The following is a 23,583-nucleotide window of genomic DNA, read 5'->3' on the forward strand; positions in this document are numbered from 1 at the left end:
CATTATTTTGGTAGTAAAAGAGTTGATTTACAACAGATTTAAGGACTCAAACCTCTGATAAAAAAATCGGACAATTAACGAATTTCTTCCAGATGTTTTCGGAGCTCAATTTTTACAATCTACCTAAGCCTCTCTCTCAATTTTTCTAATCTTTTTATTAGCTTATCAAAAGACAAGGTCTCACCATAGATCATACTCTCCTGCATGGTTTGGTAATCTTTCTCCCAGTCTTTTAATATTTCTTCTGGAGGAATAAAATTGACATTATCCTTTCTGTGGTTTTTATATTCAATGCCTCTTACAATATTGAATTTCTTCCTGTGGGCAATGATGGAATTATACAGCTCATCATCCACAATGGCCTCTTTTCCATGATCAGTATCCATTAATTTTTCCAGATCATACAAGTGTCGACTGAGACGGTCAACGCGAATATGCTCTGCGGGTTTTTGGAACTCTTCATGTAAAAGGAATATTTTTTCCAGGAAAGTACGTTTGGGTAGCACCGTGGGAATAGCTATCGGTCTGTCAGCAAAACTTTGTTCACTATATTGTTTCCCAACAAGCGATTGAATGTCCCGTTCTTCAAACGGCTCCATCAACGATCTGGAGCCAATTTCTATCAGAACCCTGGGTTGGATATAAGCCGATTGATCGGTAAGTGCTTTATAGTTTAACTCTATCACCAGCGGGTCCGTATCGAAATCATTGAAGTCCTGAACCGAAAGAGTGACGTCAGGAATGTCTAACTCTTTAAGTCTGGCTTCTACTGCTTTCATAAAATCCCCACTAATAAAACCGCAGGATACCTTCCTTAGTTTTTTTACCTGGGTCTTGCTCAGGTCTCCTTCAAACCCAAGAAACCTCCGATCCAGGGCAAGGTCAATATCTTCAGAAAAGCGCTCGATCAGATCCCAGCCTTTACTTAAAGATGTCCCTCCTTTGAAAACAAGATGTTCAGCTACAGACAATGAAAAGACTGTTCTTAGTACCAATGTTACCCACCAGTCCTTTTCAACTGCTATGGCAGGCAAACCGGTCTGTATGCTCACCTGATTAAATATATTTTTCCTTTGTTGCTCAGTTAATGAAAACCATTCTACCATTCAGCTATCTTGTTTTTTAGTATTCAACATAATTTGTCTTATCCAGGAAGGAGCCAATTTTGCATCATGCGTAAGCTTATTCTGATCCTCCTTAGCCAGAAGTTCATGAATACGCCTGAGTTCAGAGAGTGTAATATTTCCCTTTCCGATTGCTCTCATTGCCTGAACAACCAAGCCGCTTATTTCTCCTTTTACAGCTAAATTTTTGGGAGTAGTGCGCTTGAATTTAATATTGTTTTTACCTACCCTGATATCCCTGGCAGCACCATCGGTAAGGTATACTGCTTTCATAGGCACTTGAGTTGACAGACCTAACTTATTAAGTGCCTGAATTCCAGTAGGGATGATTCTTGCGCGATCCCGTTTGGCAATGGCTTTGGCTATTTCATCAAGCGATGGATGGATAATGCCTAATACATCATCTTTCTTTGGGAAAAGGTAAATGCCCTGCGCAAGGCGAATTAAAAATTCTTTATTTTCTAATCTGAATAAAGCAAGCCTTACGGCTTCACTGGTGCCATAATCAGAAAAATCCTCAGGAAAGTATATTTCTCCTCGTCCATATTTGGTGAGATGATTTATTATTCGATTTTCAACTGAAAGCTGTTTCGTATCCATAATTTCTGTAACAAATTTAGTAAAAATATGTTACAAGATCAATTAAGGCTCCCCCAATCGTTCAAACAAAAACCTCACAATCTCTGGGCGGAGAAGTTTGGTATGTTTGGTATAACCGAATTGCTGGAGTTCTTCAAAATACATATGAATCCAGGCGGAGAAGGTTTTGGTGCAGACACTGTACATCTCGGCCAGCTCATATTTATAGTAGGCTTTGATTTTGGGAGCCACTTCATCCTGGAGCTCTACGGGCATCATCCGGGAAGAGGAATGCTGAGGGGCGGTATGGGATAAAAATTTGTCCATTTTAAAAGGTATTTCCTCCAATTTTCTTCCAGACGCTCAAGGGAATCTCATCACGAAGGGCAGTATCAAATTGGTATGCTTTAATCATGCCGTCACAGGCCGGTTTGGTTTTCAGGACTCTGAGCAGGGCTTTTAAATCGGACAGGTCTTTGGCAGGAAGTACGGCTTTGTGGTTTTTAATCTTACTTTCTAAAGGCTTCAACTCCTTGGCTGCCAGTTTCCGGTTAAGCCCTTTTAATTCAATGGCATAATAGCTTTTGCCTTCTTTCGCTTTTTGGTTGAGGTATTTATGAATTTCTCCGGCAGTAAAAATGCCTTTTCTGACCAGGCGATCATTGCCACTATTGAAAATCGCATAGCGCATTTTGCTACATATTGGCTTATTTCCCGATATGACTACCTTTTTCTTCATCAATACTTCAAAATTTTAAGTTCAGATCGTTTCCAGCCCTTTCTCAGCATCTGATTTAATACAGACTCGGCTTCTTTCTTCGTTTTATAAACCTTTGGTTTAGATTGCACACGGTACTTATCACTTGCTTTGACTTCACTTCCGAAAATGGCATAGCCTTGTCCCTTTTTAATCGGTGCAGTAGGCGTACGTTTTTTCTTTGCTGGTTTTTTTAGCAAGTGGTTTGCTTCCTTCTCCGCCTCTGCAGGTGTGGTATAGATGGCATGAACCTGTTCTATTTTCAATCCACCCAGCACCTGGCGGAAAAGACCAGCCAAAGTATCCGGACGGCCATCAAACACATCGGCTTTTTCGGAATGCCGGGTTGGTTGATACACCACATACAATTTATCAAGATCAATTTTCATAGTGATATCAGTTTAAGTTGTCCGTTGCGGTCTATGTATCCCAAAGTGTTTTGCGGGTGGCATTCTTCAGGGATAAGCTCTTCACCAATAGTGTTACCCAAGAAGCCACCCAGCAAAATAAAGGGATAATAGTCCTCAATTTTCAACTGTTTAGCCATCAAGAATCCAGCCATTGAGCCAATAAGAGCTAATCCTGCCTTTTTGGTATTTTTAGATAGTTGCATAGCTTTTTCGGTTAATAAAAGAGTCGGCTACTACTGCCACTGAAGTTGCTATTAAAGAAGTCCAGGCAGCAATGCTGAGTGTTCTTCTGCGCTCATCCCGGAAGTCAATTAATGTAAGTGTAAAGCGGTTACCATGCATGCTTCGGTGGATTTTCGCCAGCCTCATAAAGAAGTCGTAGTCCGAGGCATCAGCGAAAACCAGGCAACCGGCAGAGAAGTTGTCAATCACATTCGTTGATCCGGATTGCCTGGCTCGGTGGATATTGATCCCGAACTTGCCGGTATCCGGAGACCCGCTTTCAAACCAGTTGAAAATTCCCTTTCGGTCATAATCCCGAATTACCGTCACCGGCTCCATCTGCACGACTGCCTCATAAATCCCACGGTGCAGTCCAATGGCGTAAGCATCCATGTACTGGCCTTTCTTTAAGAAAGCCGTACCCTGAGGATGCATTGGGTTGTCCAGCCAGTATTGCCCCGGATCGGTAGTAGCAGGAAACACGTGATATACCCATTGTTCCCGTTCATTCTTATAAAACACATGGATTTCGTCATCAAAGCGGTTGCTTCGGACATGCTTGCTCCGGTACGCTACGATATTGAGCTGGTATGGATTTTCAAAGATCCGGTAGCCTCTGCTTTTTAAAATGTTCCTGGTTTTCCTAAGCATGCATTAAAAGTCTATGAAATTACCCACCGCCAAAATCTGTCGCTGTACCCTTCGTTTTCGGTAGACACCATCACCTTCACGGGAACCATCATCATTTGTATTTCCTTCTACCGTAATTACCCAGGTGGCCTGCCACTGATCCACAAAACCAATATGGGCAGGCCGCTTCAACCGCTCATACCAGATCAGGAATACATCTCCAGTTTGAGGAATCTGCTTGATAACCTGACCCCGCTGGTAAATCAGGTTTTGCTTTCTAGCGTAGCTCGGTACCCAGGCACTTTTCGGATGCTCAACATCCACCTGCTGGTAGCACCAGCTCACAAAGGCCGCGCACCATGCATATCCAGGGCCAAAGCTTACAGCAGCTAAATATTGCTCCACTTGCTCACCTCGGTTAGCTCCGCCTTGCTCGCGAGTACCGACCTGGCTCAGGTAAATTTCTTGTAGCTCATATCTCTTGCTCAGATGATCCTGGCCAGCAGCACTGCTGCAAACAAGAAAGCAAAGAAGATAAACGTAGAGAGTTTTAGTTTCTGCCATGATGTGATCGTGTTAAAATCCTGAGCAAATTGATGGTCTAAATAATCATCGGAAGTCGGCCAGATCAGCTTCATGAGGATGCGGACAATCCCGTGGAGCAAAAACAGCCCAATTATGGCAAACAAATAGACCTGAAACACACCCGCATCATAAGTCGCGGCTGTCGGATCTATTTTGCGAAGAAACCAGGCACTGTTGGCCCAGAGAAAAAGCGCTACGGCTATGGAAGACAGTTCCCGCCATACTTTCATGTAGTTCCACAGCCATTTGATGAGCGGAACCACATTCGTTTTCAACCATTGTTTGAGTTTTTCCATCGTTATACCAGTTTTAAGTTTTGTGAAGGTGCATATACAGTCACCCCGTTTTCGGTGATAATTTGGGCTACACCTTTTTGATCATTTGCCAGATAACCAACTACTGTTCTAGCAGGAATGGCCGGGATGATATAATCTCCCTGGCCATTGCGCAGCATAGTCGGCTTTTGCGTGATGACCACATCCAGAACCCGGCTGTTTTTCAGGTGGCGTTGTAGGTCATGCATCGTTTCCAGCGCCCCCAATCCGGACAAAGTCCAGGTTCCGGTGGGCGTTTGTTTCAAACCTATTCGAGTAAACTCAGCTCTTATCTTTACTTTGGCTGGTTCATTGTTTTTAAAGGCTACACTCAGCAACGCATTGACAGGGCTGGTCACCCGTACGCCACCCACAATGGCCGTAGCAAAATGGCTTCTGATCGATAAGTAATCACCGGTGTTTTGCATTTGCTTTAAGGCAGCAAGAGCAGTAAATAAGTTCTGGCTGTTTGCTGCTTTGATTAGCTCCTCAGCAACTGCCTTGCTGTTGAATGAGCCACTTTGAGCAACGGCACTACTGCCTACAATTTTGCTGAAGGTGCTTTCCGAAACCGAAGCGGAATAACCTGCTGCCCTCAGCGCTTTTTCGGTACCGCTGCCAAAGACGCCATCAGGAGTGCCGTCCGGACGGATGCTGGTGCTGCGGATATAGGCTGCTGCCTGACCTCCCAGATTGAGCAAGCCTTGCTGCAACTGTTTCACGAGCTCGCCCCTTGATCCGCTTCTGAGTGGAAAGGAACTGCTGACAGTGCTTCTTGGAACAGAACCAGGAAGCGAAGGAATGATGTTGTTGACAATCAAACCCTGTCCCCGATCCATTACCTGGCGGTCTTGCAGGAAATTGTACAGCAGATAACCGCCTCCAAGCACTGCCCCGGCCCCAAGTCCGTAGACAATATATTTTTTCCTCAGATCTGCTTTCTGCTTTTCGGCTGGAAGTTGTCTGCTCGGAGTCCTTGTATTCGTATTTTGCTTGCGTGTTCTAGTTGCCATAATCAGGATTTTGCGTTGATCATCTGTAAAGCGGTGGCGAATTCTTCGGAAGACAATTCGTCCTGTAAATCGGCTGCCAGATTTCTTCCATACAAGTCTCGGTAAGCCCTTTGCACCTTGTTCATAGTGCTTCCATTGGGAATAGACTCTAATACCGAAAAAACCACCTCCTCATCTGTGCCCCAGCCAAAGTAATTGTCGTTTTCAAAAGCCATTTTCAACTGGGTGGCAAAAGCGGCCGGGTTGCCTTCAGTCAAAGCCTGCTGCTCCCGAATGCCCTGCTTGAAGTTTTTCACCACAGCCTTGATGCCCCAAAACACGCCAGCCGCAGCACCTACGGCCAGTACTGTTGAAGTGACTTGGCTGCTGATGCTTATTCTTGGTCGGTTTTGCCATGCTTTATATGCTAAAAGTGGAGCTGCCATAATTTATTTTATACCGAGTTTCATCTTGACCACATTGCGTACAAATGCATCCGACTTAAATATTTTCTCCATTTTGATGATGCCATCAGCTTTAAAACTGGAGACCATCGTTTCAAAGGCCTTCTTCACCTGATTGGCTTCCACCTGGTTTTTAGCCTTCAGTTTGATATTGAGGTTAAATTCTTCCATTAGCTTATACTGTTTGCTTCCGATTCTTCTGTGTGCTTTTGCTTTGAATTTCTGATCTTGCCCATCTGGTTGAGGTAATAGATGACTTTGCTGATCATCGTTTCGTCTTGCTTCACCTGCTCCCCGAGCTGGGTGACCATTTGCACGAGCTGCTCAAACTGCTCATCGTCAAATAGCTCGCGAAAATATTCAGCTATATTGAGCAGGTTTTGCTGCTCTGCTGACAGGCTTGCTGCCGGAAGCAATTGCTTCACATCCTCACCACTCAGGCTTCCCAGCGTAGTAGCAAGTCCCTGCATTTCTTTGGGATATTTACTGGCCAGTCCGTTGATAGCCCCCGGCAGCAGCACTTTTCCCAATTCCACTAGCCCAAGTTTTTTGACGAGCTCCTGAATCTCACCGGACTTTTCCTCAATAGCTTCCTCGGATTTCTCCAGCTCCTTTTCCAGTTTTTCAATATCCTTCTGAAGTCTTGTATTCTCCTTTTTTAAGGATTCAAAATCCCGTTTGAGCAGCTCATCCCTGAGCATTCCTTCCACCTGGTTGTGAATCCCACTAAGAGACTCCTCCTTGCTTCTGGAAATCTCTTCCAGCTTATGCCTGAGCTGCTCATTTTCTAAGGATAGCTTTTGTAAGGCAAGCTTATCCTCCAGAGATTCAGAAGTGGGTTTGACCAACAGTTGGGCTGGCTTTTCCTCGCCTGAATAATCCTTGTCGTTATTCAAGTCAGAAGAATTTCGCAAGACCTGAAGATGTTTCTGCGCTCCGTTGAGTTTGTACTTTACATAAGCACTTTCGTTCTCCAGTCCCAATGTCTCCATCTCTTCGTACTGCTCATCGGTCAATCTTACTGACCCCGGTTTTCTGATCCTGTCTGCTTCCATCTCAATCACTTAATATCACCTGAATAAATTTCACCTTTCCGGGTTCAGTTGACTGGTTTCTGATCTCAATCCTATCCGCATGCTCATGGATGTTTTCCGAAAGCTTGGGATTATTGTAATCATACTCCCCGAAATCCGAGCTGATGCTGATTCCTGATTCCGCTTCCAGCAAAATCCAAAGTTCATTGTAAGCAGCCAGCTGGATCTCCTGCTTTGGCTCCAGATTTAAATCCTGGAATACCAGCCTGTAGCTTTGAAAACCTCTTTCCTGCGCACGCTGTGGAATGTATCGTATGGCCAGTTCTTCAGTCATTCTTCAATAGTTCGGGTTTTTCTTCAATCATCAGCCAAAGCTTTACTTTGTACGGTCCGGTGGCATACCCGCTATCTTTGAATGAGCCGGTCAAGTAATCACCATTGATTTCAATATCCAATGGGTGAATGGGCAAGTTTGGGATTGGTTCGTTAAGCTCAATCTCATTGAAGTTGCAGTTCGTATCAAAATTGAATAGGTAGCGGTCCTGTTTGAGCCGGTCATGATCACGGAAAACAGAAGTGCTTTCTGCTACCTCTGTTTTCAAGGCAATGCCCTCTTTGCTAAATATAGATAGTTCTCCTAATATCATCTGCTCAGTAGTCATATTCGTCATCATCTTCGTCATCGTCCTCATTGCCACCCTCATCATCTTCACCTGAAGTAGGACTGACGATCAGTTCCACTATGCCTAATCCGGCATATTTACTTTCCCAGACCCGGTAATCTTCTTTGAAGTCGGTCCAGAAATCCCTGATTTCAACCACTACCGCATCCTTGAATTTATCTTCCTCTCCATTCAGCTTTAGTTCCGGCATTTCCAGCCTCTTTGGCTGGGCGTAATACAATTTTTCGCCTTGCTTTACTTCAATCCGATAAACCACCGGCTGGCTTCCTATCAGATCATCATTTAGTCTACACACCAATGCCTGGTTGATGGCCATATCGGAAGTGCTGCCTACATACACCCGGTTGTGGTGCATTTTATGATCGGGAGCATCATGGGTTATCACGATGCCCACAACCTTCCTTGTGCCATGGGGCACCTTTTCTTTGAAGGTTTGATACTGGCCATTTTGAATAATTGATATTTCCACCGGGACAAACCGCCTTTTGATCAGCAGCTTTTCCGATCCTTCACCCTCAAGTTTTGACGCTATGCTTACTTTCCGAATCATATCTCTTCTTCTAATAAAAGCACCACCGACACCTGGTAGCCGTTACCCAGCACCGCCCGCTCATGGTCTTTATCTTCATAGCGGACTTTTACTGACAGATCCCCAGGTTGCACTTCTCCCAGATCAAAGAACCGCTCCCGTGGTGCCACGCTGATGCTGGAGATTAGTATCTTGCTGTCAAAACCTTCCGGGAAAAGCTCATCGCCTCCAATCTCAATGCGCTGACTTCCCCTGTAGTACAGTTTATTGGGAAAGTCGGAAGTGAGTTGAAGCCCCTTCACAAAAGCAGTCTTCTTGGGTAGTTCCCATTTGACAGGTGTATAAAGCTTATTGGCTTCATTCACCTGGAAGCTGAAGGTTTTACGGATTTCCCGGGTTTGCTTTTCCATCGGTTTGCAGATTAAGCAGGCACAGTTGAGGTTCCGGCCAGCACTACTTTGATCAGGGTTTTGTCCGGGGCATCATCGCCTAGCTCAAGCGTGAACTCAAACTCTTCATCATCCCTGATAAATCTTGGGTTCTCCAGGTAATAGGTACCAAGGTTCATTTGCAGGTTGTTATCGGTGACAAAATCCTGCATAGGCCGCTCATCAATGATAATCTTCTTGTTGGCCATAAAAGTGAACACTCCGTTTTGCAAACCTGCCACCGCTTTGATAGAATCAAAATTGGTGGACTTGATCAACTGCTTCCAGGCCGTATCGGATTGTGGGATTTCCCCTTCGAATACTTTAGCCAAAAGGATGATGCGGTTGCAGAGGAACAACCTATCTTTTGGTAGTTTGGATTGGGTCACATTGGTTACCCCAATTTCTTTGGCATCCTGGGTTTCAAACATGTGGATGGTGGCCTTATCTCCTCCATACTTGATGGAGTAATAGGCACTGTCAGACAGTTGCAAACGCCCTTCTTTAATTCCCTCGGCTACTTTCACCATAGCAGGATCATGTTTCTTGCCTTGCTCCCTGAGCGAGAGGTGGGCATTGACGATTTCCAGAAATTGTTCTCTTGAATTTTTACGTATCATTTGATTTAGATTTTAGATATGAGATTTAAGATTTAAGAATTCACTTATGCCACCGCATTGAGTTCTAATGCATCGGTGCCTTCCAGTTCTACAATGTCCGGGTTGCCTAAAGCTCCCAGGTCACCGACCTGGCTTCCCTCAAATCCGGTTTGTTCAATCAGGTTATCGGCATTGCCATTTTCCAGTTGGCGGATGATTTCGTCTACTTCCGAGGTATCAAAATTGCCAATATCACCCATGTAGCCGTTGACCATGAGTACTTCACTGTCCTCCATACCATTGAGGCCGAGCTTTTCGCTCAGTGAGGGGGACAATTTGTCCAGGTACACTTTTTTGCCCAGGGCTTTAAGGGAAGACAATGCCCGGTTTTTGGCATTGCCAATTTCATCTTGAAAGCCATCCAGGCCGGATACTTTCTCTTCATTGCGCTGGGCAAAGCCATTGGAGGCCACCATGCCTACACCTGCTGAGGTGAGCCAATCATACTGGTACCATGCCCCACCAAAGATGGTGGCTGCCCCGATCCAAAGGGAATGCCTGCCTACGGCCGATCCGGCTACCATGCCAACCAGTCCTGAGCCCAGGTTCTTGCCTGTTTCAATTAGGCTGTCCTTTATTGCTGCCTTTTTTTCCATTGTTCTTGATTTTAAGTACTTTATTTAGTTTTAGAGAAGCACAGTAGGTACCAGCTTCTTAGATTTCTTGTTTGTTTTGGGTTTGGACGACTTGGTTTTACTCGAGCCTTTAAACCTTCCTTTAATATCTCTTGGAATTCCATCTACCGATTTAGCTTTGCCTTTCTTTTTGGATTGCTTCACCACATAATAGATACCTCCTCCGGCTACCAGCACACCTGCACCGATCAGTAAAGGCGTTTTGTTCTTCTGAAAGAACCCCTGCTTTTCTTCCGGCTGATTTGTGTTATCTATCAGGGTATTCGGAGCTTTTCTTACCAATGCGGTGTTGGCTGGAACCAATGATTGAGTTTTGACTGCTGGTGAAACAGATGCGGTTACCGTTGGCCTTCGTACCAGAGATGTAGTCTGGGGGCTAAACCTCACAAGTGGCTTGGGAATTGGCTGAGGTAGCTGTATCGGGGCTGCTCCACCACTCGGGCGGTTAGGAGTCGGCACAAAGGATTTGGCAGTAGATACTAGGTTCTTTACATCGCTTTGGGTCTTTTTGGCTTTGTCAAATACCCCGGTGATCTTACTAAGCAAAGCAGAAATAGAGGCCACCGCCCCGGAAGCTGCTGCAACGGCAGTGCCGGTCACTACCACTCCTAAGCCTTCCACCTCTATGCCGTCATCCAGTAGCTGCTCTACCTCATCGGCATCAGCTTCCACAATCATTTTTTCAAAGGGATCCACGTAATCATCGGTTGCCGATAATGGACTACCTAACGCAAAGCCGCTCAAGGGCACAGCTTTATCGCTATTGCCTTTTCCTGTGAGGATGGCCTTCTTGAGGTTTTCTTTTTTGCCACCGGCCAGTTCATAGATTTTATCGGCTTTGCTGATGGCTTCTTTCAACTTCGCAAAACCGCTCATGCTCATTCCACGCTTCTGAGCCTCCGCATCGCTGAGGTAACCGAAACGCAGGCGTTCGGCCACTTTCATCAGGTTGACCTTCATGGCTAATAAAAAGCCGTTCCTCAATAATATGGTAGCTGGGTTCAGGTAGCGGTTGACCGTTTTTACCACGGGGGTGATGACTTTCTTAGCTGTGAACTTGGCCGCATTGGACACGCCTTTTGCCACCGGTTTGATGACTTTCTTTCCGACAAACTTGGCAGCATTTTTCAGTCCTTTGCCAATCTTCTTAAAGAAGCCCAGCTCTCCTAAACCATCAATAACATACAAGTTTTCCTCCGCATCGGCATACATGATTACATTGCCGTTTTCATCCTGTATCTCATAAGCGATATCGGGGCTTTGTACATAACCAAGGGCTTCCAGTGCCGCTATTTGCTGGCCTGACATTTCGCCCTCCTCCAGCGTCTCAAAATCTATATCCTGGATGTCCACATTGTCCAATCCAGAAGCGGTAAAACCGTCAAGTCTGTGCAATTCCATAATTCATCATGTTAAGATTTCAGTTAGTTTATAAGCGCCTAAGCCTATTCCCAGGGCAAGGAGAATCTTTCCCGCAAGTCCCAGACCTGTTGTCTTGTCTTCAGCTCTCGGTGCTGTTTGATTTTCCCATGCCGGTGCCACTTCGACTTTCGGTTGAGCATTTACTACCTGCAACACAGGCTGGGATGATGTATTTTGTTCCGGCACCTTTCTGATCGTCAGCTTATCAGGTGTTGTTACCTGGTTTTTCTCATGGCTCATCTTTCTCACTTGCCGAAGTGGTAGCCTCGGTTGCTTTAGGTTATAGATACCCAATCCACCTATAAGCAGGTCGGCTGAATCAACGCCACTGACTTCCAGGATGCCGTTGATCTCGCCTACAGGTTTGCGGTCGTCCATGTCAAAATCTTTTTTGGCTTCCGAATATGGCACTTCGTAATTGAATTGGTCGGTGACGCAATCCAGGGTGAGGTAACCAGTCCCGATAGGAACTATTGGATAGATGTGCTGGAAATAAGGCTTGCCACCGTATTTAGTAATCCTCACCTTATGGGGGATGTTCAGGTTGGAAAGGACGCTGGAAATAAAAACAGTATAACAGTCGCAATCCACACCAGTTTTGCGGTCGGCCCACGTGCGCGATGGTCGCCTCACTTGTTCCACACCGACCTTATCCCTTGTATATTGAATGTGCTTATAAACAAAATTCCAGATGTTTTCGCAGGTGTCTTTAAGCTTTTCAGCTTTTAGCGTTTTAGCCAATAAGGCCGTATCACCTTTGGTATCTCTTACTATCTGCTTGATCAGATTGATGGTGTGGTGCAGACGGGCTTTGCCTTCAGGACGGATGACTTTATCCTGCTTAATGCTCTTGGGAAAAAGCCTGTCAAACGGATGACCAGGGGCGATATGTCGTCTCTTGAGGACCTGCATCAGATGCTTAGTTTGAGGGTTTCCTGTTGCGAATAGTGAAGGCCGTTGACTTTGGTGGTCATTGTTGAAACTACATCCAGCACGGCCTTTTGTCCGCTGCGGATCTTTTGTGTCAGTTCCGTGCCTAACACCTGGATAAGTGAGAGCCATCCGGCTGACTGGATGGTGATAGTGAAAGACTGCTCTCCATTGGCAGGGAGTTGGATGGTTTCATCTTTGACTTGCGAAGAGCCAAGAGAGGCACCTTTATGGGTCAGGTTTACGAAAGGATATTGAATGGAAAGGTTGATGGGATTCGGATTTTGCAATCGCACGCCAGCTTTCAATTCAATGCCCGACAGGCTGACCTTGTTGACCTGGAGCGAAGTCCGGGTCACGATGGTATTGGAGGCTTTATTGAGCCTCAGCAAATACCGGCCTGCGAAAAATGCGGCTACTCCACCTGCGATCCATTTGAGCATTTGATTTACTTTTTTTCTCAAATGAATAATTATTTTCTAATCAGTCCAAATGGGTCTGGGATAGCCTGTTTCGTTCAGGGAATAATGTGGAATAAAGTGTAATTTACGGCTTTCAAAGGCTGTTTTCTGTTTAATGAGGAATCCCTTTGAATTCAATTCTTTAATCACTCTAAATGGTTTTAAAATGAATGAACAAAATTGGGATATGAAGTTTATGAGCAAAGGAGACCTTGCTAAAAAGCTCAATGTTAGTACGGAAACACTTCGGTTAAAAATGAAAGAAATTAAGGGACTGGACACCAGCCGAAGAAAGTTGTTATACCCCTGGGAGGTAAGATTGATTTATCTTCATTTTGGTTACGGAAAATAGATTATCTCGTAATAGAGGTAGTTTTCTTGAGATAGTTTATTTTTATAATTATATAGGGACTTAAAGTACCTATAACAGTATACTTTTAAACTATTGATTTGTTTTAGTTTATTTTTTATACGATATTCGTACTATGAGTACCCAAAAAGAATCTAAAATAAACCAATTACTTCAGTCTCAGCCTTCCGGAGTTGTCTTGCTGTCTTCCTGGTTGTCTGAGAAAGGGTATAGTCTTGACTTACAAAAGCGATATCGTAAGAGTAATTGGTTGGAATCCATCGGGTCAGGGGCTATGAAGCGTGCAGGAGAAAATGTAGGTGTTGCGGGAGCTTTATATGCACTACAATTTCAAAAAGACATGAGTATTCACATTGGAGCTAAGTCCGCTCTTGCATATCTGGGTAAAATACAGTACCTAGAATTTAATACTAAAAAAGTCTTCCTCTTCGGGGGTAAGAATGAAAAGTTACCAGCATGGTTTGATCAGCATAACTGGGAAGTTGAAATCAACTATTTCCGTACTTCCTTCCTTCCTTCAGATTCAGGATTGACTTCTATAGATCAAACCACCTTCCATCTCAAAATTTCAGGTGCAGCCAGAGCGATGATGGAATGCCTGTATTTGGTTCCTGAAGAACAGCATTTGATTGAATGTTATGAGCTTATGGAGAGTTTGAACAACCTGCAACCGGCTAAGGTGCAGGCACTTCTTGAAGCCTGCACTTCCGTAAAAGTGAAAAGATTATTCCTCTACCTGGCAGAAAAAGCCAAGCATGCTTGGTTTAACTATTTAAAACCAGAAAAATTAGACTTGGGAAGTGGTAAAAGAAGTCTGGCTAAAAACGGAACCTACATACCCAAATATCAAATCACCGTACCTAAAGAACTGGAGAATTATGGCCAATGAAACTTACAAAAGACAAGTAGCTCTGTTGCTGGATATACTTCCGGAAGTGGCTAAAGAGACTTTTTTTGCTTTGCATGGTGGCACGGCCATTAATCTGTTTGTCCGTAATATGCCACGATTATCCGTTGATATTGATCTGACTTATCTTCCTATTGAAGACAGGGAAACTTCACTACAAAATATATCGGATGGGCTTTCAAGGATAGAAGAAAGTATACTTTCTGTCTTGCCAAAAGCCAAAATTTCGCTTATGCAGGTGGAAAATCAGTAATTATATAATAGGAGAAGACATTTTCATCAATGTTTTGAATAAAAGTTGAGTAAGTACTCCTATACACCCATTCTGAATAACTGGTAGCATCAGCTAATTTCTCAATAAGCTCCTCCATTGATGCCTTCATTTTAAGTGTAACTCTAACTTCTTTGATTTCCGTGTTACGATTTGGTCTTGTATAAATATTAATACCTTCCTTTTCATCTATCAAGTTCCATGATTCGGAGTTGTTTTGAGCCATGATTTGGGACGCATTTACGTAAAATACTAGCAAATGAATACAAATAAATAATTTCATAGAATTTCTGTTATGGGAAAATTGCATTTACTTAAGTATTGTATATTCTATAGTTACAATCATAGTTTTTTTATACAGCGCTGTCTTCATCGCCTTTAAAATTTGTAATTATACCCTATGCGTATAACCTGTGTTTCATAATAATCTTTACTGGTATAGCTAAAGTTATTACCGTTAATTTTCTTCTGGATAACCATGGTGTTGAGCAGATCAGTCGCATTCAGAAATAATTCTCCTTTACCCTTCTGAACCCCTCTTTTGATGCCTAAATCAAGAGAAAACCTGGAATCAATAGTGCCCTGCGGAATGATGTCAGGAGATAGGTAAATGGCTGTTAATTGTGCTTCTATGTTTTTACCAAATATAAAATTGGTATTCAGTTTTATATTTCCTGAATAGATTTCTTGTTGTTCTGCTGTAAAGGTATTTTCCACAGGATATTGATTTATAACTGTAAATGCATCTATCTGATTATAATACCCATTCAGGTTCAAGTTTATATTAATTTTATCACTAAGTTCTTGACTGATTACTACTTCAACACCTGTATTATTGCTTTTTCCAGCATTCTGTGAAATGTTGTAAATCAAGTTAGTAGTATCGACTGTAGTGGCTACTCGGGTGATGGTGCCATCTGAAATGCGATGATAAGCAGCTCCGTAGAAATATCCTTTATTCCAATCATTTTTGTAACCGAGTTCGAAGCTGTTGGTGAATTGTGGCCGCAAGGAAGGGTTTCCTACCTTAATTATTTCAGCATCATCGTACTTCGGAAATATACGAATGTCCACTTCATCAGGCCGATCAACCCTACGGTTATAAAAGGCGGATAGCTTGTTGCGATCATTAACTTTATACGTCAATCGTGCATTAGGAAATGGCTGAAAGTAATTATAACCATCACTCTTGTAGGTATTATGGTTTGGATCAACATTATATTGTAAATCCACATATTCCACTCTTAGCCCAATTTCAGCTTCCAGTTTTTTTACTTCATAAATATAGTTTCCATAAACAGCCGGAATGCTTTCCTTATAAGTTGCTAAACCATCAGCACCAGTGTCGAGAACAGAGTTTGATTCCGAAGGATTAAATTGCATATTCGTAGGGATTGTCCTTCTACGGAACTTAAAGCCTGTCTCCAAAAAGCCATGTTTCAAGGGCTTCGTGTAGTCAACCGTAAAATCTGTTACTGTCTGATCAGCAATTAGGAAGAAGGATTCTTTACTGGTGAACGAAGGACGGATGTTAGTAAAAAAATATTTTTCATCTTCCCTGTCAAATGTATAATTGAAGCCTATATTTAGTTTGTGTCCAGGCTGCTGAAATTTATGTTGGTAGCTCAGAGAAGCCATAGCTGCTGTTAGCACTTCATCCTCTAAAAACTGCCAAAGCCTCAGCCTTTCATTTAGACCATCATTAAAAAATGGCTGGTCTCCATAATCTTGGATGGACTCCTGGCTGAAGAGGCCGGAAACGGTAAGGCTGTTATAATCATTTATAAACCAGTCCATACCAGCCTTAGAAGAAAAAAAGTTGGTGTTGCGATTCCTTTTCATCTGCTGATTAATGACTGTTCCATCATTATAGGTTCTTGTTACAAATTCATTCTTGTTTAAGGTTTCTGTATACAGGTTGTCTGCTTGCACAAAGAAGTTGATTTTCTTTTTTCTATAATTCAAGGCAATTGATGGGTTTATTTTAGGTGTATTCCGATATTGAGGCCTGATAGTTGGCAGGTTTTCCTTACGAATCCAAAGTGCACCCAAACCAGTTGTCAACCCCACTTTACCATTGAACCCTTGTTGAACTTCCTTCTTCATCACAATATTGATAATACCTGCATTTCCATTGGCATCATATTTTGCAGAAGGGTTATTTATTATTTCAATTTTTTGAATGGCTGATGCAGGGATATTGTCCAACCCATTTTGATTACCAAATCCTGTTACGGCTGTTTGTTTACCATCAATTAAAACCATCACCTGATCACTACCTCTAAGTTGTACCTGACCTTCCTGAATCGTAACACCGGGAAGGTTTTGCATGGATTGTAAGACACTGCCTCCGCTTTGACTCACATTGTCTTCAACTGAATAGGTTTTTTTGTCCATTGTGCCAGTTACAGCATCCTGCTGAGCTGTTACAACTACTTCATTCAATTGCTCAAAATCTTCTTCCAATAGAATTGTTCCTAAGTCAATGAACTCAGAATTTGAACCAATGAATACTGGAGAGCTGTATTTTTTATAACCAATATAGGACACTTCCAACAGGTAGTCATTGGGCTTAGCATCTGAAAAAGTAAACAGACCATTGTCATTTGAGATAGTTCCTGATACAAAGGTTGAATCAGTATGTTTTTTCAATACTACATTAACAAAAGGCAAGGTCTCTTTTGAGACCTTGTCTTTGATTGTACCAGAAACACTAATGGACGATTTTTGCGCAAATACTCCAATAGGACCTAGGAATAAAAAAATAATGATGAACTGATTAATCTTCGTCATTCTCATCCCCTTCTTCGTTTTCTTTTTTCTTGGTTAGATTTCCTTTTGCGTCAATTGTAACTTCGTATTCTTCTTCTCCTACTTCAATTCCCATTTCATAGGATTTGCCTGATGGAGTTTCAGCTATTTCTGCACCTTCGATCTCATAATCAGAGAAATTCTGATCAAGGATGGCTTGAATATTTGAAGGAATTTCAGACCCCTTTATCTCATGTTCGGTTTCATGCCATTCCCCATCTGTGCTGAAATTGGCAGAATATTCTTTACCATTCCATTTAAACTCAGCTTCCCATTCTGATTCATTTTCCATTTCCCACTCTACTTTTTTAGCATCAGGAAACTTTTCATTAAATGTTGAAATCACCTTTTCAGGTACGTTTTTACTGTCTGATTTCTGTGCACATGCGTTCATGGTAAATGCCACGACCACAGCTGCGATAAGTGTTAAATTTTTCATATCTGTACTGGTTTAAAAGTTTATATAGAACAAACTTGCAATATGATTTAGAAGAAAATTAGAATTTTTTAGAGGGAAAAGTGGTCAAAGCCCTGTTACTTCTTTATTTTTTGATAGTTGTACATGTGCCACTATAATAAGGGCAAGTAATAGCCCAGTAGAAACAAATGAAGCATTGAGAGTACCCAAATCCAATCCTCCTTTGGAGACTGGCTTTGTTAAAAAATCACCGAATGTTGCTCCAAAAGGCCTGGTAAATATGAAAGCCATCCAGAAGAGAAGAATTTCATTGATTCGGGTCGCATAATGCAACAATACTACAACAACAATCACACCAGCAGTTACCATTGCCCCTTGTAGGTAGCTTAGTCCTACAACATCACTTAAATAATCTCCAAAAGCCGTTCCTAAACTATTTGAAAACAAAATGGCAATCCAGTAGAAGACTTCTTTATGTCTTTTGACAATTGGGAAGACTTCAAGATTCTTGAACCTTCTATACCATAAAACCAGTGTTACTACCAAACAGCTAAAAAGTATTATGCTCCCAACAGTGTATCCCAAATGAAGGCTCCTGTCTATGAAATCTGATATTTCTGTGCCCAGGGTAGTGGTGGCAATGATCACTAGCCAGTAAACAATGGGGATGTATCTGTTAGTTAATAGCTGAATACTCAAAACCACAAGGAAAGATATTGCAGTGATACCAAGGCTTAAGGCATATCCATAATTTAATGTTATGGATATGTAGTCGCCAAATGTTTCTCCCAAAGTGGTAGCGATGATTTTCATGAGCCAGAAAAGAAGTGTAATCTGGGCAACTTTATTAAATTTATCCATACCTTAAAATTTTTACCAAATGTGGTTCAGGCGTTAAATTGCTTATTCATTTGAGTGAAATAGTTAAGCCAATTCCCATTCCCTTAGGTACATAAATGGGGGAAACCAGCGTGTTGCTGGTTTTTAATTTATTCTTTCTTTTATGCGTTAAATAAACTAAGTTAGTAGATAATACACCAATACCTGCACCTACCAATACATCAGATGCCCAATGTCTGTCATTCATAACTCTTAATACACCCACACTGGTGGCTAAAGTGTAACCTACAATGGTTACGTATGGTCTTCCTCTACCGAATTCTTTATGTAAATAAGTAGCTGCCATAAATGCTTGGGCCGTATGTCCGGAGGGAAAAGAGTTCAAGGAGCCAGTATCAGGTCTTGGCACAGCTGTAAGTGTTTTTCCTGTATAAACTAGTGCACCCATTAATAATTCAGATTTCAATAATAATGATATGCTGTTAAACCAATCATGCCTACCTTCAATCCCTATAGTTTTCATTAAGAAGGCTAATGATAAGGGCGCAAACTGTAAATAATCATCAGCAGTAACGTGAAAATTATAATAATGCTCATTCCTCTCTTCCCTGATTTCTTCTCTTCCTAGAATATCATTATCTGTTATTGCATATAAACCTCCAACAATTAAAGATGCTGGCAAAATAAAAGCCGATATTGTTCTTTCCCTTCTTAAAGTATCTTTTATTTGTGCGTTAACATTACTACTGATAAAAAGAAGTAAACACACTAAAATTTGATGACGCCTCATATAAATATTTGGTTTTTGATGAAGGGCCAAATATTATCACCGATTTAGAAGAAATTTGGAATTTTTAGAAGCTAACAGAAAAAGAATGAAAATTATCCTGAAAGCGATAGACAATACACCATCCATATTTGATGGTAATCTCCTTCACAATGGCCAGTCCTAATCCGCTCCCTATTCTCTCTTTGGTAACAGTGGAGAAACGCTTGAACAGTCTTTGGGAATTCAAAGCTTCTGCTCCACTGTTGGCGATCATCAAATTATCATCCTTTACAGTAATAATAATATTGCCTCCAAAAGGGGTGTGCCTGACAGCATTGGACAATAAATTATAAACAAGAGTTTCCAAAAGGAAAGCATTTGCATTAATGTGTTTTATTTCATCTAATGAAGATTTTATGGATAATTTTTTATCCATGAAATAGTCTTCGAAGAGTGATAAAGCATTTTGCACACTGGTTTTAATATCAATTCTTTCCTGGCTTTCATATTGGTAATTTTCAACCTTAGCTAATAAGAGCAGGTTTTTATTAATCCTTGAAAGGCGGGAAAGTGGAGCTTCAATACCACCTAACAATTCTGAGATTTGAGGTGAGACTTCTTTTTCCTGAAGGAGTAAATCGAGCCTGGATTTGAGTAAAGCAATAGGTGTTTGCAGTTCATGCGATGCATTTTCAGTGAATGCTTTTTGCTGTTGGTAAGTGGATATATTTTTATCCACTAAAGTGCGTAGTACATGGTTAAGCTCTTCAAATTCGTAAATGTTAGTTTCTGCAAGCTCAATCTTTTCATCCCGGGAAAGGTCAAATGATTTAAGTGTCTGAAGTATCATTTTAAAGGGCTTCCAGGTGCTTAAGGCAATGCGCTTATTTAGATAGATCAACCCAATCAGTAGAAGAATGAAGAAAAAGAAAGTAACTAAAGCTATGGCAAAAAGCGTTTCATCAGCCTCTTCCACATTGGTTTCGATGGTGATGCGGTAGGGTTGTCCGTTTATGGCTATAAAAGACTGAAGCCCTCTGAATCGATCCATTCCATTTTCTACATCAAATTCATTTGACCTCATGATTTCATAGATGGAATCTTTTCTGGCCAGTGTAGAATCCCAGGGCGTCAGAGATGCACCCGGCTGAAGTGAGCCCCATATTTCATCTAATTTGTCAATTTCCTCTGCTTTCAGTTGCAGGTTTTGGAGCCTGCGTTTTGTATGCTCCAAAGTGAGCCAGTTTTGTTCATCAAGCTCTTCAAGCCAAATGAAATCAACAACAAAAAAGTAAGCTGGAATACTGATAATCAGGATCAGTAAGGAATAAATTGCGAATGCCTTTAGAGGTCTGTCGAGTAATTTTGTCATATTTCCCATTTATATCCTGTACCATAAACAGTTTTCAGATAATCTGCATATCCGCTTTCCTTAAGTTTTCTTTTTAGGTTTTTTACATGTGCATAGACAAAGCTATGATTATCAAACATATCTGCAAAATCTCCAGAGAGATGTTCTGCTAAAGCACCTTTTGAAAGGACTCTATTCTTGTTACCTATGAAAAAGAGAAGTAGGTCGTATTCTTTCTTTGTTAGAGAAAGAGACTGATCATCAACCATCACTGTCTTTGCATTGATATCAATAGTCAATTCATTTTGAATAATTACATTACTGCTGTCAAATTGCTTTCGCCTAATCAATGATTCTATCCTTGCTGCTAATTCTGCTTGGTGAAATGGTTTGGCGAGATAATCATCTGCTCCAAGTTTCAGCCCTTTTACTTTATCTTCGATAGCGTTTTTAGCTGAGATAATGATTACACCATCTTGTTTATTCTGCTTTTTAAGCTCATCAAGAATAGTAAGTCCGTCTCCTCCCGGCAGCATAAGATCAAGCAGGATACAATCATATTCATAAGCATAAATTTTCTCCATGGCTTGATGATAATCACCAGCAGTTTCGCAGCGATAATGCTCACTACTTAGGTATTTCACAATGTCTTTGGCCAGTTCTGTTTCGTCTTCTATAATCAGGATTTTCATTAATTCAAATTAAGAAGCCAATTTGGAAGAAATTTTGAATTTTCCACAGTCCTCATATCCACCTCCTTACTACCTTCTCATAAGCAAAATAATCTTCTCCAAAAATACTCTCCAGTACTTTTTCTTCCAGCCCGACACGGACAAATACAATTAAGAAACCGAGTAATAGCAGTACACCTGAATAGATACTGGGTATACAAAGAAAAAAGCCAATCAGTGTGATTAGTTGCCCCAGATGAAGTGGATTTCTAGATTTAGCATAAATGCCGGTTGAGAGTAGTAACCAGCCTTTTGTTTCACTTGTTCTATTCAATCTTTGTTGATTTTTAGCTGAGAAAACGATCAGGAAGGCTAGTGACATGAGTCCAATGGCTGCCCAGCTCAACCAATGGCTTTTCAATGCCTCGAATGGCACAATGTATTGATGATAAACCTCAGTGTATAATGAGAAAACAGTCACTAAGGCAATCACTAATAGCCATATCACACTGTTCAATAAGGTCACTGTTTTAAGTTTAGGTGGCTTTTCCTTCTTTTTGGGAGCGTACAGTAAAAATGTAAGTAAAAAGTAAAGAAGGAAAAATACCGGCAGAAATACTCTTAAATGTATCATTCAATTTTGGTTTTAGGTTTTGTAAATAATAATGTTGTAATACCTACTAAAGCAGCTATTAAAGATGCTATTAAGATACTAATCTTGGACACTTTGACCAACTCAGCATCTTCAAAGGCAAGGTTGGTAATAAACAAAGACATGGTAAATCCGATACCAGCAACCATGCCCATACCAATAATATGCCTCCAACTTAAAGAGTGGTGCAATTCTGCTATACCCAGCCTTTCTCCAATAAAGGCAAAGAGACTGATCCCCAACACTTTCCCAACTGCGAGACCTAATAATATACCCAAGCCAAGAGAACCTGATACTACCTCCAAAAAGCTAACATCCAGTTTCACTCCTGCATTGGCAATGGCGAAAATAGGAATAATGAAAAAGGCATTAAAATCAATCAGGGCGTTCTCCAGTTTAAGTAGAGGCGGTCTTGAGTTTTGAGTATCCTTTTTCATGGCTTTAAGGATTTCGCTTTGACGAATATCCTGCATGGGGTCTCGTGTATCAATATCTGTTTTCTCCAATTCAGTCACATTCCTGACGGTGCGTTCTTTCAGTAATTTACTATCGAGTTTAGGTTTTACAGGAATGGTAATGGCAAAAAGCACTCCGGCTATAGTAGGGTGAACGCCAGAATTCAGAAAGCAATACCATAAAGCTATCCCTCCCAATATGTACCAGAAGAGGTTTTTCACTCCAAAACGGTTACATAGCATTAAGAGGATGAATATACCTGTCCCAGCAACCAAGTATAACCAACTGATCTCGTTGCTATAAAACAACGCAATCACAAGAATGGCTCCTAAATCATCGGCAATAGCCAGCGCCACCAAAAAGATTTTAAGCTGAGCAGGTACCCGTTTACCCAACAGGCCAATGATGCCCAAGGAATACGCAATATCGGTGGCCATCGGAATGCCCCATCCGTTGATATTTTCTGTGTCTGAATTAAGAACTGAAAATATTAGGGCAGGCAGTACCATTCCACCCAATGCAGCCAATAGTGGCATAGAAGCTTTCTTAAATGATGATAATTCACCTACCAAAATTTCTCTTTTTAACTCCATCCCTGCCACCAGAAAGAATATAGCCATCAGTCCATCATTGATCCACTCTTCAATGGTCAAACCAAAAGTAAAATGCTCGGATAGCTCAAAGAGAAATTCATCTTTAAGATAGTGATGATAAGCATCCGCCCATTGAGAATTACCTAAAATTAGGGCTAAAATAGTAGCTGCGATTAAAAGTAAACCACCTGAAGTTTCTCTATTTAGAAACTTTCGGGCTGTTTGCTGGATATACGCTATTGTTGACTGATTATTTTTTACAGACTGATCCATTCCTTTGCCTCATTTTTTTCTTCCAAATCAAAGTAACGGATCTCTGCGTTGGTAAACGGTTTCATGAATTGTGTGATCCAATCCTGCCATTTCTTTTCACCGACCATGGCTATCTTTTCATAGTTTTCAGCATGGGATAAATCCATCTTAATATCTTCCCATAACCCCTTTATATTCCATCCTGAGAAATTCTCCATCTCAAAATACCATCTCACATTCTGTCCCCGGTTCACAATGTTGTGAATCAACGGATGTATTTTCTGAATATCCGTTTCAGTCAGGTTATCCTCAGCCCTGGTGGCTATTATATTGTTTTTGGTGAATTCAAGTATCTGTATCATAG

35 protein-coding genes are annotated in these 23,583 nt (G+C 41.6%); 4 read left to right on the top strand and 31 right to left on the bottom strand.

Annotated features, from left to right (window positions below):
• Window positions 1-119: 119 nt before the first annotated feature.
• Together JKP34_RS17645 and JKP34_RS17650 are read right to left on the bottom strand one after the other, a co-directional pair.
• Entirely contained in the window at window positions 120-1,052 is a 933-nt protein-coding gene (locus tag JKP34_RS17645; protein WP_317193729.1) for a nucleotidyl transferase AbiEii/AbiGii toxin family protein, read from the bottom strand.
• Between the two features lie 54 nt (window positions 1,053-1,106).
• Window positions 1,107-1,724 carry a DUF6088 family protein gene (locus tag JKP34_RS17650; protein WP_201924485.1) on the bottom strand — a complete coding sequence of 206 codons (618 nt, stop codon included), beginning with the start codon at window positions 1,722-1,724 and terminating at the stop codon, window positions 1,107-1,109.
• Window positions 1,725-1,751: 27 nt separating this feature from the next.
• Here JKP34_RS17650 and JKP34_RS18455 point away from each other — a divergent pair, with 27 nt between their 5' ends.
• Entirely contained in the window at window positions 1,752-2,018 is a 267-nt protein-coding gene (locus JKP34_RS18455) for a hypothetical protein (RefSeq protein ID WP_394368683.1), read from the top strand.
• Between the two features lie 13 nt (window positions 2,019-2,031).
• Here the strand turns inward: JKP34_RS18455 and JKP34_RS17660 are convergent, their stop codons facing one another.
• The 19 genes from JKP34_RS17660 to JKP34_RS17750 form a co-directional block, all read right to left on the bottom strand.
• A complete protein-coding gene (locus JKP34_RS17660) occupies window positions 2,032-2,442 on the bottom strand; it encodes a hypothetical protein (protein WP_201924489.1) in 411 nt (136 codons plus the stop codon).
• Window positions 2,442-2,849 (bottom strand): hypothetical protein, encoded by a 408-nt coding sequence (locus JKP34_RS17665; protein ID WP_201924491.1) that lies wholly within the window; start codon window positions 2,847-2,849, stop codon window positions 2,442-2,444. The genes JKP34_RS17660 and JKP34_RS17665 overlap by 1 nt, the downstream gene beginning before the upstream one ends.
• Entirely contained in the window at window positions 2,846-3,073 is a 228-nt protein-coding gene (locus JKP34_RS17670) for a hypothetical protein (RefSeq protein ID WP_201924493.1), read from the bottom strand. Before JKP34_RS17670 ends, JKP34_RS17665 begins: the two co-directional genes overlap by 4 nt.
• The gene (locus JKP34_RS18260; protein WP_236665063.1) at window positions 3,060-3,431 is read right to left on the bottom strand and encodes a hypothetical protein; all 372 of its coding nucleotides are present in this window, start codon (window positions 3,429-3,431) and stop codon (window positions 3,060-3,062) included. Before JKP34_RS18260 ends, JKP34_RS17670 begins: the two co-directional genes overlap by 14 nt.
• 315 nt (window positions 3,432-3,746) lie before the next feature.
• The gene (locus JKP34_RS17680) at window positions 3,747-4,286 is read right to left on the bottom strand and encodes a CHAP domain-containing protein (protein ID WP_201924500.1); all 540 of its coding nucleotides are present in this window, start codon (window positions 4,284-4,286) and stop codon (window positions 3,747-3,749) included.
• The gene (locus JKP34_RS17685) at window positions 4,208-4,603 is read right to left on the bottom strand and encodes a hypothetical protein (RefSeq protein ID WP_201924501.1); all 396 of its coding nucleotides are present in this window, start codon (window positions 4,601-4,603) and stop codon (window positions 4,208-4,210) included. The genes JKP34_RS17680 and JKP34_RS17685 overlap by 79 nt, the downstream gene beginning before the upstream one ends.
• A 2-nt stretch (window positions 4,604-4,605) precedes the next feature.
• Window positions 4,606-5,634, bottom strand: a complete 1,029-nt coding sequence (locus tag JKP34_RS17690; protein ID WP_201924502.1) for a peptidoglycan-binding domain-containing protein — start codon at window positions 5,632-5,634, stop codon at window positions 4,606-4,608.
• A gap of 2 nt (window positions 5,635-5,636) precedes the next feature.
• Window positions 5,637-6,059: a hypothetical protein gene (locus JKP34_RS17695; protein ID WP_201924503.1), complete on the bottom strand. Its 423-nt coding sequence runs from the start codon at window positions 6,057-6,059 to the stop codon at window positions 5,637-5,639.
• Window positions 6,060-6,062: 3 nt separating this feature from the next.
• Window positions 6,063-6,248: a hypothetical protein gene (locus JKP34_RS17700; protein ID WP_201924505.1), complete on the bottom strand. Its 186-nt coding sequence runs from the start codon at window positions 6,246-6,248 to the stop codon at window positions 6,063-6,065.
• Window positions 6,248-7,132 carry a hypothetical protein gene (locus JKP34_RS17705; protein ID WP_201924512.1) on the bottom strand — a complete coding sequence of 295 codons (885 nt, stop codon included), beginning with the start codon at window positions 7,130-7,132 and terminating at the stop codon, window positions 6,248-6,250. Before JKP34_RS17705 ends, JKP34_RS17700 begins: the two co-directional genes overlap by 1 nt.
• A 1-nt stretch (window position 7,133) precedes the next feature.
• Complete coding sequence (locus JKP34_RS17710; protein WP_201924514.1) at window positions 7,134-7,445, bottom strand: hypothetical protein; 312 nt, start codon at window positions 7,443-7,445, stop codon at window positions 7,134-7,136.
• On the bottom strand, window positions 7,438-7,803 hold the full coding sequence (locus tag JKP34_RS17715) for a hypothetical protein (RefSeq protein ID WP_236665064.1): 366 nt from the start codon (window positions 7,801-7,803) through the stop codon (window positions 7,438-7,440). Before JKP34_RS17715 ends, JKP34_RS17710 begins: the two co-directional genes overlap by 8 nt.
• Complete coding sequence (locus tag JKP34_RS17720; RefSeq protein WP_201924518.1) at window positions 7,763-8,149, bottom strand: hypothetical protein; 387 nt, start codon at window positions 8,147-8,149, stop codon at window positions 7,763-7,765. The genes JKP34_RS17715 and JKP34_RS17720 overlap by 41 nt, the downstream gene beginning before the upstream one ends.
• A gap of 191 nt (window positions 8,150-8,340) precedes the next feature.
• A complete protein-coding gene (locus JKP34_RS17725) occupies window positions 8,341-8,733 on the bottom strand; it encodes a hypothetical protein (RefSeq protein WP_201924520.1) in 393 nt (130 codons plus the stop codon).
• Between the two features lie 11 nt (window positions 8,734-8,744).
• Complete coding sequence (locus JKP34_RS17730; protein WP_236665065.1) at window positions 8,745-9,281, bottom strand: hypothetical protein; 537 nt, start codon at window positions 9,279-9,281, stop codon at window positions 8,745-8,747.
• A 134-nt stretch (window positions 9,282-9,415) separates the two neighbouring features.
• Window positions 9,416-10,006, bottom strand: coding sequence for a hypothetical protein (locus tag JKP34_RS17735; protein WP_201924528.1), 591 nt, complete (start codon window positions 10,004-10,006; stop codon window positions 9,416-9,418).
• Between the two features lie 30 nt (window positions 10,007-10,036).
• Complete coding sequence (locus JKP34_RS17740) at window positions 10,037-11,446, bottom strand: hypothetical protein (protein ID WP_201924530.1); 1,410 nt, start codon at window positions 11,444-11,446, stop codon at window positions 10,037-10,039.
• 6 nt (window positions 11,447-11,452) lie between these two features.
• The gene (locus tag JKP34_RS17745) at window positions 11,453-12,379 is read right to left on the bottom strand and encodes a transglutaminase-like domain-containing protein (protein ID WP_201924531.1); all 927 of its coding nucleotides are present in this window, start codon (window positions 12,377-12,379) and stop codon (window positions 11,453-11,455) included.
• Window positions 12,379-12,861 carry an NDR1/HIN1-like protein gene (locus JKP34_RS17750; RefSeq protein WP_236665066.1) on the bottom strand — a complete coding sequence of 161 codons (483 nt, stop codon included), beginning with the start codon at window positions 12,859-12,861 and terminating at the stop codon, window positions 12,379-12,381. Before JKP34_RS17750 ends, JKP34_RS17745 begins: the two co-directional genes overlap by 1 nt.
• A 163-nt stretch (window positions 12,862-13,024) precedes the next feature.
• Here JKP34_RS17750 and JKP34_RS17755 point away from each other — a divergent pair, with 163 nt between their 5' ends.
• The 3 genes from JKP34_RS17755 (at window position 13,025) to JKP34_RS17765 (ending at window position 14,388) form a co-directional block, all read left to right on the top strand.
• Window positions 13,025-13,210 (top strand): hypothetical protein, encoded by a 186-nt coding sequence (locus tag JKP34_RS17755; RefSeq protein ID WP_201924603.1) that lies wholly within the window; start codon window positions 13,025-13,027, stop codon window positions 13,208-13,210.
• A 133-nt stretch (window positions 13,211-13,343) separates the two neighbouring features.
• Complete coding sequence (locus tag JKP34_RS17760) at window positions 13,344-14,117, top strand: type IV toxin-antitoxin system AbiEi family antitoxin (protein ID WP_201924533.1); 774 nt, start codon at window positions 13,344-13,346, stop codon at window positions 14,115-14,117.
• Window positions 14,107-14,388: a nucleotidyl transferase AbiEii/AbiGii toxin family protein gene (locus JKP34_RS17765; protein ID WP_201924535.1), complete on the top strand. Its 282-nt coding sequence runs from the start codon at window positions 14,107-14,109 to the stop codon at window positions 14,386-14,388. The genes JKP34_RS17760 and JKP34_RS17765 overlap by 11 nt, the downstream gene beginning before the upstream one ends.
• Here the strand turns inward: JKP34_RS17765 and JKP34_RS17770 are convergent.
• The 10 genes from JKP34_RS17770 to JKP34_RS17815 form a co-directional block, all read right to left on the bottom strand.
• Complete coding sequence (locus JKP34_RS17770; RefSeq protein ID WP_201924537.1) at window positions 14,366-14,689, bottom strand: SRPBCC family protein; 324 nt, start codon at window positions 14,687-14,689, stop codon at window positions 14,366-14,368. The genes JKP34_RS17765 and JKP34_RS17770 overlap by 23 nt on opposite strands.
• Window positions 14,690-14,784: 95 nt before the next feature.
• On the bottom strand, window positions 14,785-17,199 hold the full coding sequence (locus JKP34_RS17775) for a TonB-dependent receptor domain-containing protein (protein ID WP_201924544.1): 2,415 nt from the start codon (window positions 17,197-17,199) through the stop codon (window positions 14,785-14,787).
• Window positions 17,186-17,656, bottom strand: coding sequence for a PepSY-like domain-containing protein (locus tag JKP34_RS17780; protein WP_201924551.1), 471 nt, complete (start codon window positions 17,654-17,656; stop codon window positions 17,186-17,188). The genes JKP34_RS17775 and JKP34_RS17780 overlap by 14 nt, the downstream gene beginning before the upstream one ends.
• An 84-nt stretch (window positions 17,657-17,740) precedes the next feature.
• Complete coding sequence (locus tag JKP34_RS17785; RefSeq protein WP_201924553.1) at window positions 17,741-18,496, bottom strand: COG4705 family protein; 756 nt, start codon at window positions 18,494-18,496, stop codon at window positions 17,741-17,743.
• A 46-nt stretch (window positions 18,497-18,542) separates the two neighbouring features.
• Window positions 18,543-19,265, bottom strand: coding sequence for a phosphatase PAP2 family protein (locus JKP34_RS17790; protein ID WP_201924555.1), 723 nt, complete (start codon window positions 19,263-19,265; stop codon window positions 18,543-18,545).
• A gap of 64 nt (window positions 19,266-19,329) precedes the next feature.
• Entirely contained in the window at window positions 19,330-20,616 is a 1,287-nt protein-coding gene (locus tag JKP34_RS17795; protein ID WP_201924558.1) for a sensor histidine kinase, read from the bottom strand.
• A complete protein-coding gene (locus tag JKP34_RS17800) occupies window positions 20,613-21,287 on the bottom strand; it encodes a response regulator transcription factor (protein WP_201924560.1) in 675 nt (224 codons plus the stop codon). Before JKP34_RS17800 ends, JKP34_RS17795 begins: the two co-directional genes overlap by 4 nt.
• 52 nt (window positions 21,288-21,339) lie before the next feature.
• Window positions 21,340-21,900 carry a methyltransferase family protein gene (locus JKP34_RS17805; RefSeq protein ID WP_201924562.1) on the bottom strand — a complete coding sequence of 187 codons (561 nt, stop codon included), beginning with the start codon at window positions 21,898-21,900 and terminating at the stop codon, window positions 21,340-21,342.
• Window positions 21,897-23,240 (bottom strand): Na+/H+ antiporter NhaA, encoded by a 1,344-nt coding sequence (gene nhaA / locus JKP34_RS17810; RefSeq protein ID WP_201924564.1) that lies wholly within the window; start codon window positions 23,238-23,240, stop codon window positions 21,897-21,899. Before nhaA ends, JKP34_RS17805 begins: the two co-directional genes overlap by 4 nt.
• Complete coding sequence (locus JKP34_RS17815) at window positions 23,225-23,581, bottom strand: SpoIIAA family protein (protein WP_201924565.1); 357 nt, start codon at window positions 23,579-23,581, stop codon at window positions 23,225-23,227. The genes nhaA and JKP34_RS17815 overlap by 16 nt, the downstream gene beginning before the upstream one ends.
• Window positions 23,582-23,583: the final 2 nt, after the last annotated feature.

The organism is Marivirga atlantica (assembly GCF_016734805.1).
Lineage (GTDB): Bacteria > Bacteroidota > Bacteroidia > Cytophagales > Cyclobacteriaceae > Marivirga > Marivirga atlantica.

What these genes read in the sequence shown, in the direction of transcription:
- JKP34_RS17700 (WP_201924505.1), bottom strand. Translation starts at nt 6,248, where the DNA reads ATGGAAGAATTTAACCTCAATATCAAACTGAAGGCTAAAAACCAGGTG.
- JKP34_RS17650 (WP_201924485.1), bottom strand. Translation starts at nt 1,724, where the DNA reads ATGGATACGAAACAGCTTTCAGTTGAAAATCGAATAATAAATCATCTC.
- JKP34_RS17680 (WP_201924500.1), bottom strand. Translation starts at nt 4,286, where the DNA reads ATGGCAGAAACTAAAACTCTCTACGTTTATCTTCTTTGCTTTCTTGTT.
- JKP34_RS17725 (WP_201924520.1), bottom strand. Translation starts at nt 8,733, where the DNA reads ATGGAAAAGCAAACCCGGGAAATCCGTAAAACCTTCAGCTTCCAGGTG.
- JKP34_RS17795 (WP_201924558.1), bottom strand. Translation starts at nt 20,616, where the DNA reads ATGACAAAATTACTCGACAGACCTCTAAAGGCATTCGCAATTTATTCC.
- JKP34_RS17695 (WP_201924503.1), bottom strand. Translation starts at nt 6,059, where the DNA reads ATGGCAGCTCCACTTTTAGCATATAAAGCATGGCAAAACCGACCAAGA.
- JKP34_RS17760 (WP_201924533.1), top strand. Translation starts at nt 13,344, where the DNA reads ATGAGTACCCAAAAAGAATCTAAAATAAACCAATTACTTCAGTCTCAG.
- JKP34_RS17705 (WP_201924512.1), bottom strand. Translation starts at nt 7,132, where the DNA reads ATGGAAGCAGACAGGATCAGAAAACCGGGGTCAGTAAGATTGACCGAT.
- JKP34_RS17770 (WP_201924537.1), bottom strand. Translation starts at nt 14,689, where the DNA reads ATGAAATTATTTATTTGTATTCATTTGCTAGTATTTTACGTAAATGCG.
- JKP34_RS17660 (WP_201924489.1), bottom strand. Translation starts at nt 2,442, where the DNA reads ATGAAGAAAAAGGTAGTCATATCGGGAAATAAGCCAATATGTAGCAAA.
- JKP34_RS17790 (WP_201924555.1), bottom strand. Translation starts at nt 19,265, where the DNA reads ATGAGGCGTCATCAAATTTTAGTGTGTTTACTTCTTTTTATCAGTAGT.
- JKP34_RS17735 (WP_201924528.1), bottom strand. Translation starts at nt 10,006, where the DNA reads ATGGAAAAAAAGGCAGCAATAAAGGACAGCCTAATTGAAACAGGCAAG.
- JKP34_RS17775 (WP_201924544.1), bottom strand. Translation starts at nt 17,199, where the DNA reads ATGACGAAGATTAATCAGTTCATCATTATTTTTTTATTCCTAGGTCCT.
- JKP34_RS17740 (WP_201924530.1), bottom strand. Translation starts at nt 11,446, where the DNA reads ATGGAATTGCACAGACTTGACGGTTTTACCGCTTCTGGATTGGACAAT.
- JKP34_RS17785 (WP_201924553.1), bottom strand. Translation starts at nt 18,496, where the DNA reads ATGGATAAATTTAATAAAGTTGCCCAGATTACACTTCTTTTCTGGCTC.
- JKP34_RS17670 (WP_201924493.1), bottom strand. Translation starts at nt 3,073, where the DNA reads ATGCAACTATCTAAAAATACCAAAAAGGCAGGATTAGCTCTTATTGGC.
- JKP34_RS17755 (WP_201924603.1), top strand. Translation starts at nt 13,025, where the DNA reads ATGAATGAACAAAATTGGGATATGAAGTTTATGAGCAAAGGAGACCTT.
- JKP34_RS17815 (WP_201924565.1), bottom strand. Translation starts at nt 23,581, where the DNA reads ATGATACAGATACTTGAATTCACCAAAAACAATATAATAGCCACCAGG.
- JKP34_RS18260 (WP_236665063.1), bottom strand. Translation starts at nt 3,431, where the DNA reads ATGGAGCCGGTGACGGTAATTCGGGATTATGACCGAAAGGGAATTTTC.
- JKP34_RS17720 (WP_201924518.1), bottom strand. Translation starts at nt 8,149, where the DNA reads ATGCACCACAACCGGGTGTATGTAGGCAGCACTTCCGATATGGCCATC.
- JKP34_RS17685 (WP_201924501.1), bottom strand. Translation starts at nt 4,603, where the DNA reads ATGGAAAAACTCAAACAATGGTTGAAAACGAATGTGGTTCCGCTCATC.
- nhaA (WP_201924564.1), bottom strand. Translation starts at nt 23,240, where the DNA reads ATGGATCAGTCTGTAAAAAATAATCAGTCAACAATAGCGTATATCCAG.
- JKP34_RS17780 (WP_201924551.1), bottom strand. Translation starts at nt 17,656, where the DNA reads ATGAAAAATTTAACACTTATCGCAGCTGTGGTCGTGGCATTTACCATG.
- JKP34_RS17690 (WP_201924502.1), bottom strand. Translation starts at nt 5,634, where the DNA reads ATGGCAACTAGAACACGCAAGCAAAATACGAATACAAGGACTCCGAGC.
- JKP34_RS17800 (WP_201924560.1), bottom strand. Translation starts at nt 21,287, where the DNA reads ATGAAAATCCTGATTATAGAAGACGAAACAGAACTGGCCAAAGACATT.
- JKP34_RS17710 (WP_201924514.1), bottom strand. Translation starts at nt 7,445, where the DNA reads ATGACTGAAGAACTGGCCATACGATACATTCCACAGCGTGCGCAGGAA.
- JKP34_RS17715 (WP_236665064.1), bottom strand. Translation starts at nt 7,803, where the DNA reads ATGAGGACGATGACGAAGATGATGACGAATATGACTACTGAGCAGATG.
- JKP34_RS17765 (WP_201924535.1), top strand. Translation starts at nt 14,107, where the DNA reads ATGGCCAATGAAACTTACAAAAGACAAGTAGCTCTGTTGCTGGATATA.
- JKP34_RS17665 (WP_201924491.1), bottom strand. Translation starts at nt 2,849, where the DNA reads ATGAAAATTGATCTTGATAAATTGTATGTGGTGTATCAACCAACCCGG.
- JKP34_RS17745 (WP_201924531.1), bottom strand. Translation starts at nt 12,379, where the DNA reads ATGCAGGTCCTCAAGAGACGACATATCGCCCCTGGTCATCCGTTTGAC.
- JKP34_RS18455 (WP_394368683.1), top strand. Translation starts at nt 1,752, where the DNA reads ATGTTACAAGATCAATTAAGGCTCCCCCAATCGTTCAAACAAAAACCT.
- JKP34_RS17805 (WP_201924562.1), bottom strand. Translation starts at nt 21,900, where the DNA reads ATGATACATTTAAGAGTATTTCTGCCGGTATTTTTCCTTCTTTACTTT.
- JKP34_RS17730 (WP_236665065.1), bottom strand. Translation starts at nt 9,281, where the DNA reads ATGGTGAAAGTAGCCGAGGGAATTAAAGAAGGGCGTTTGCAACTGTCT.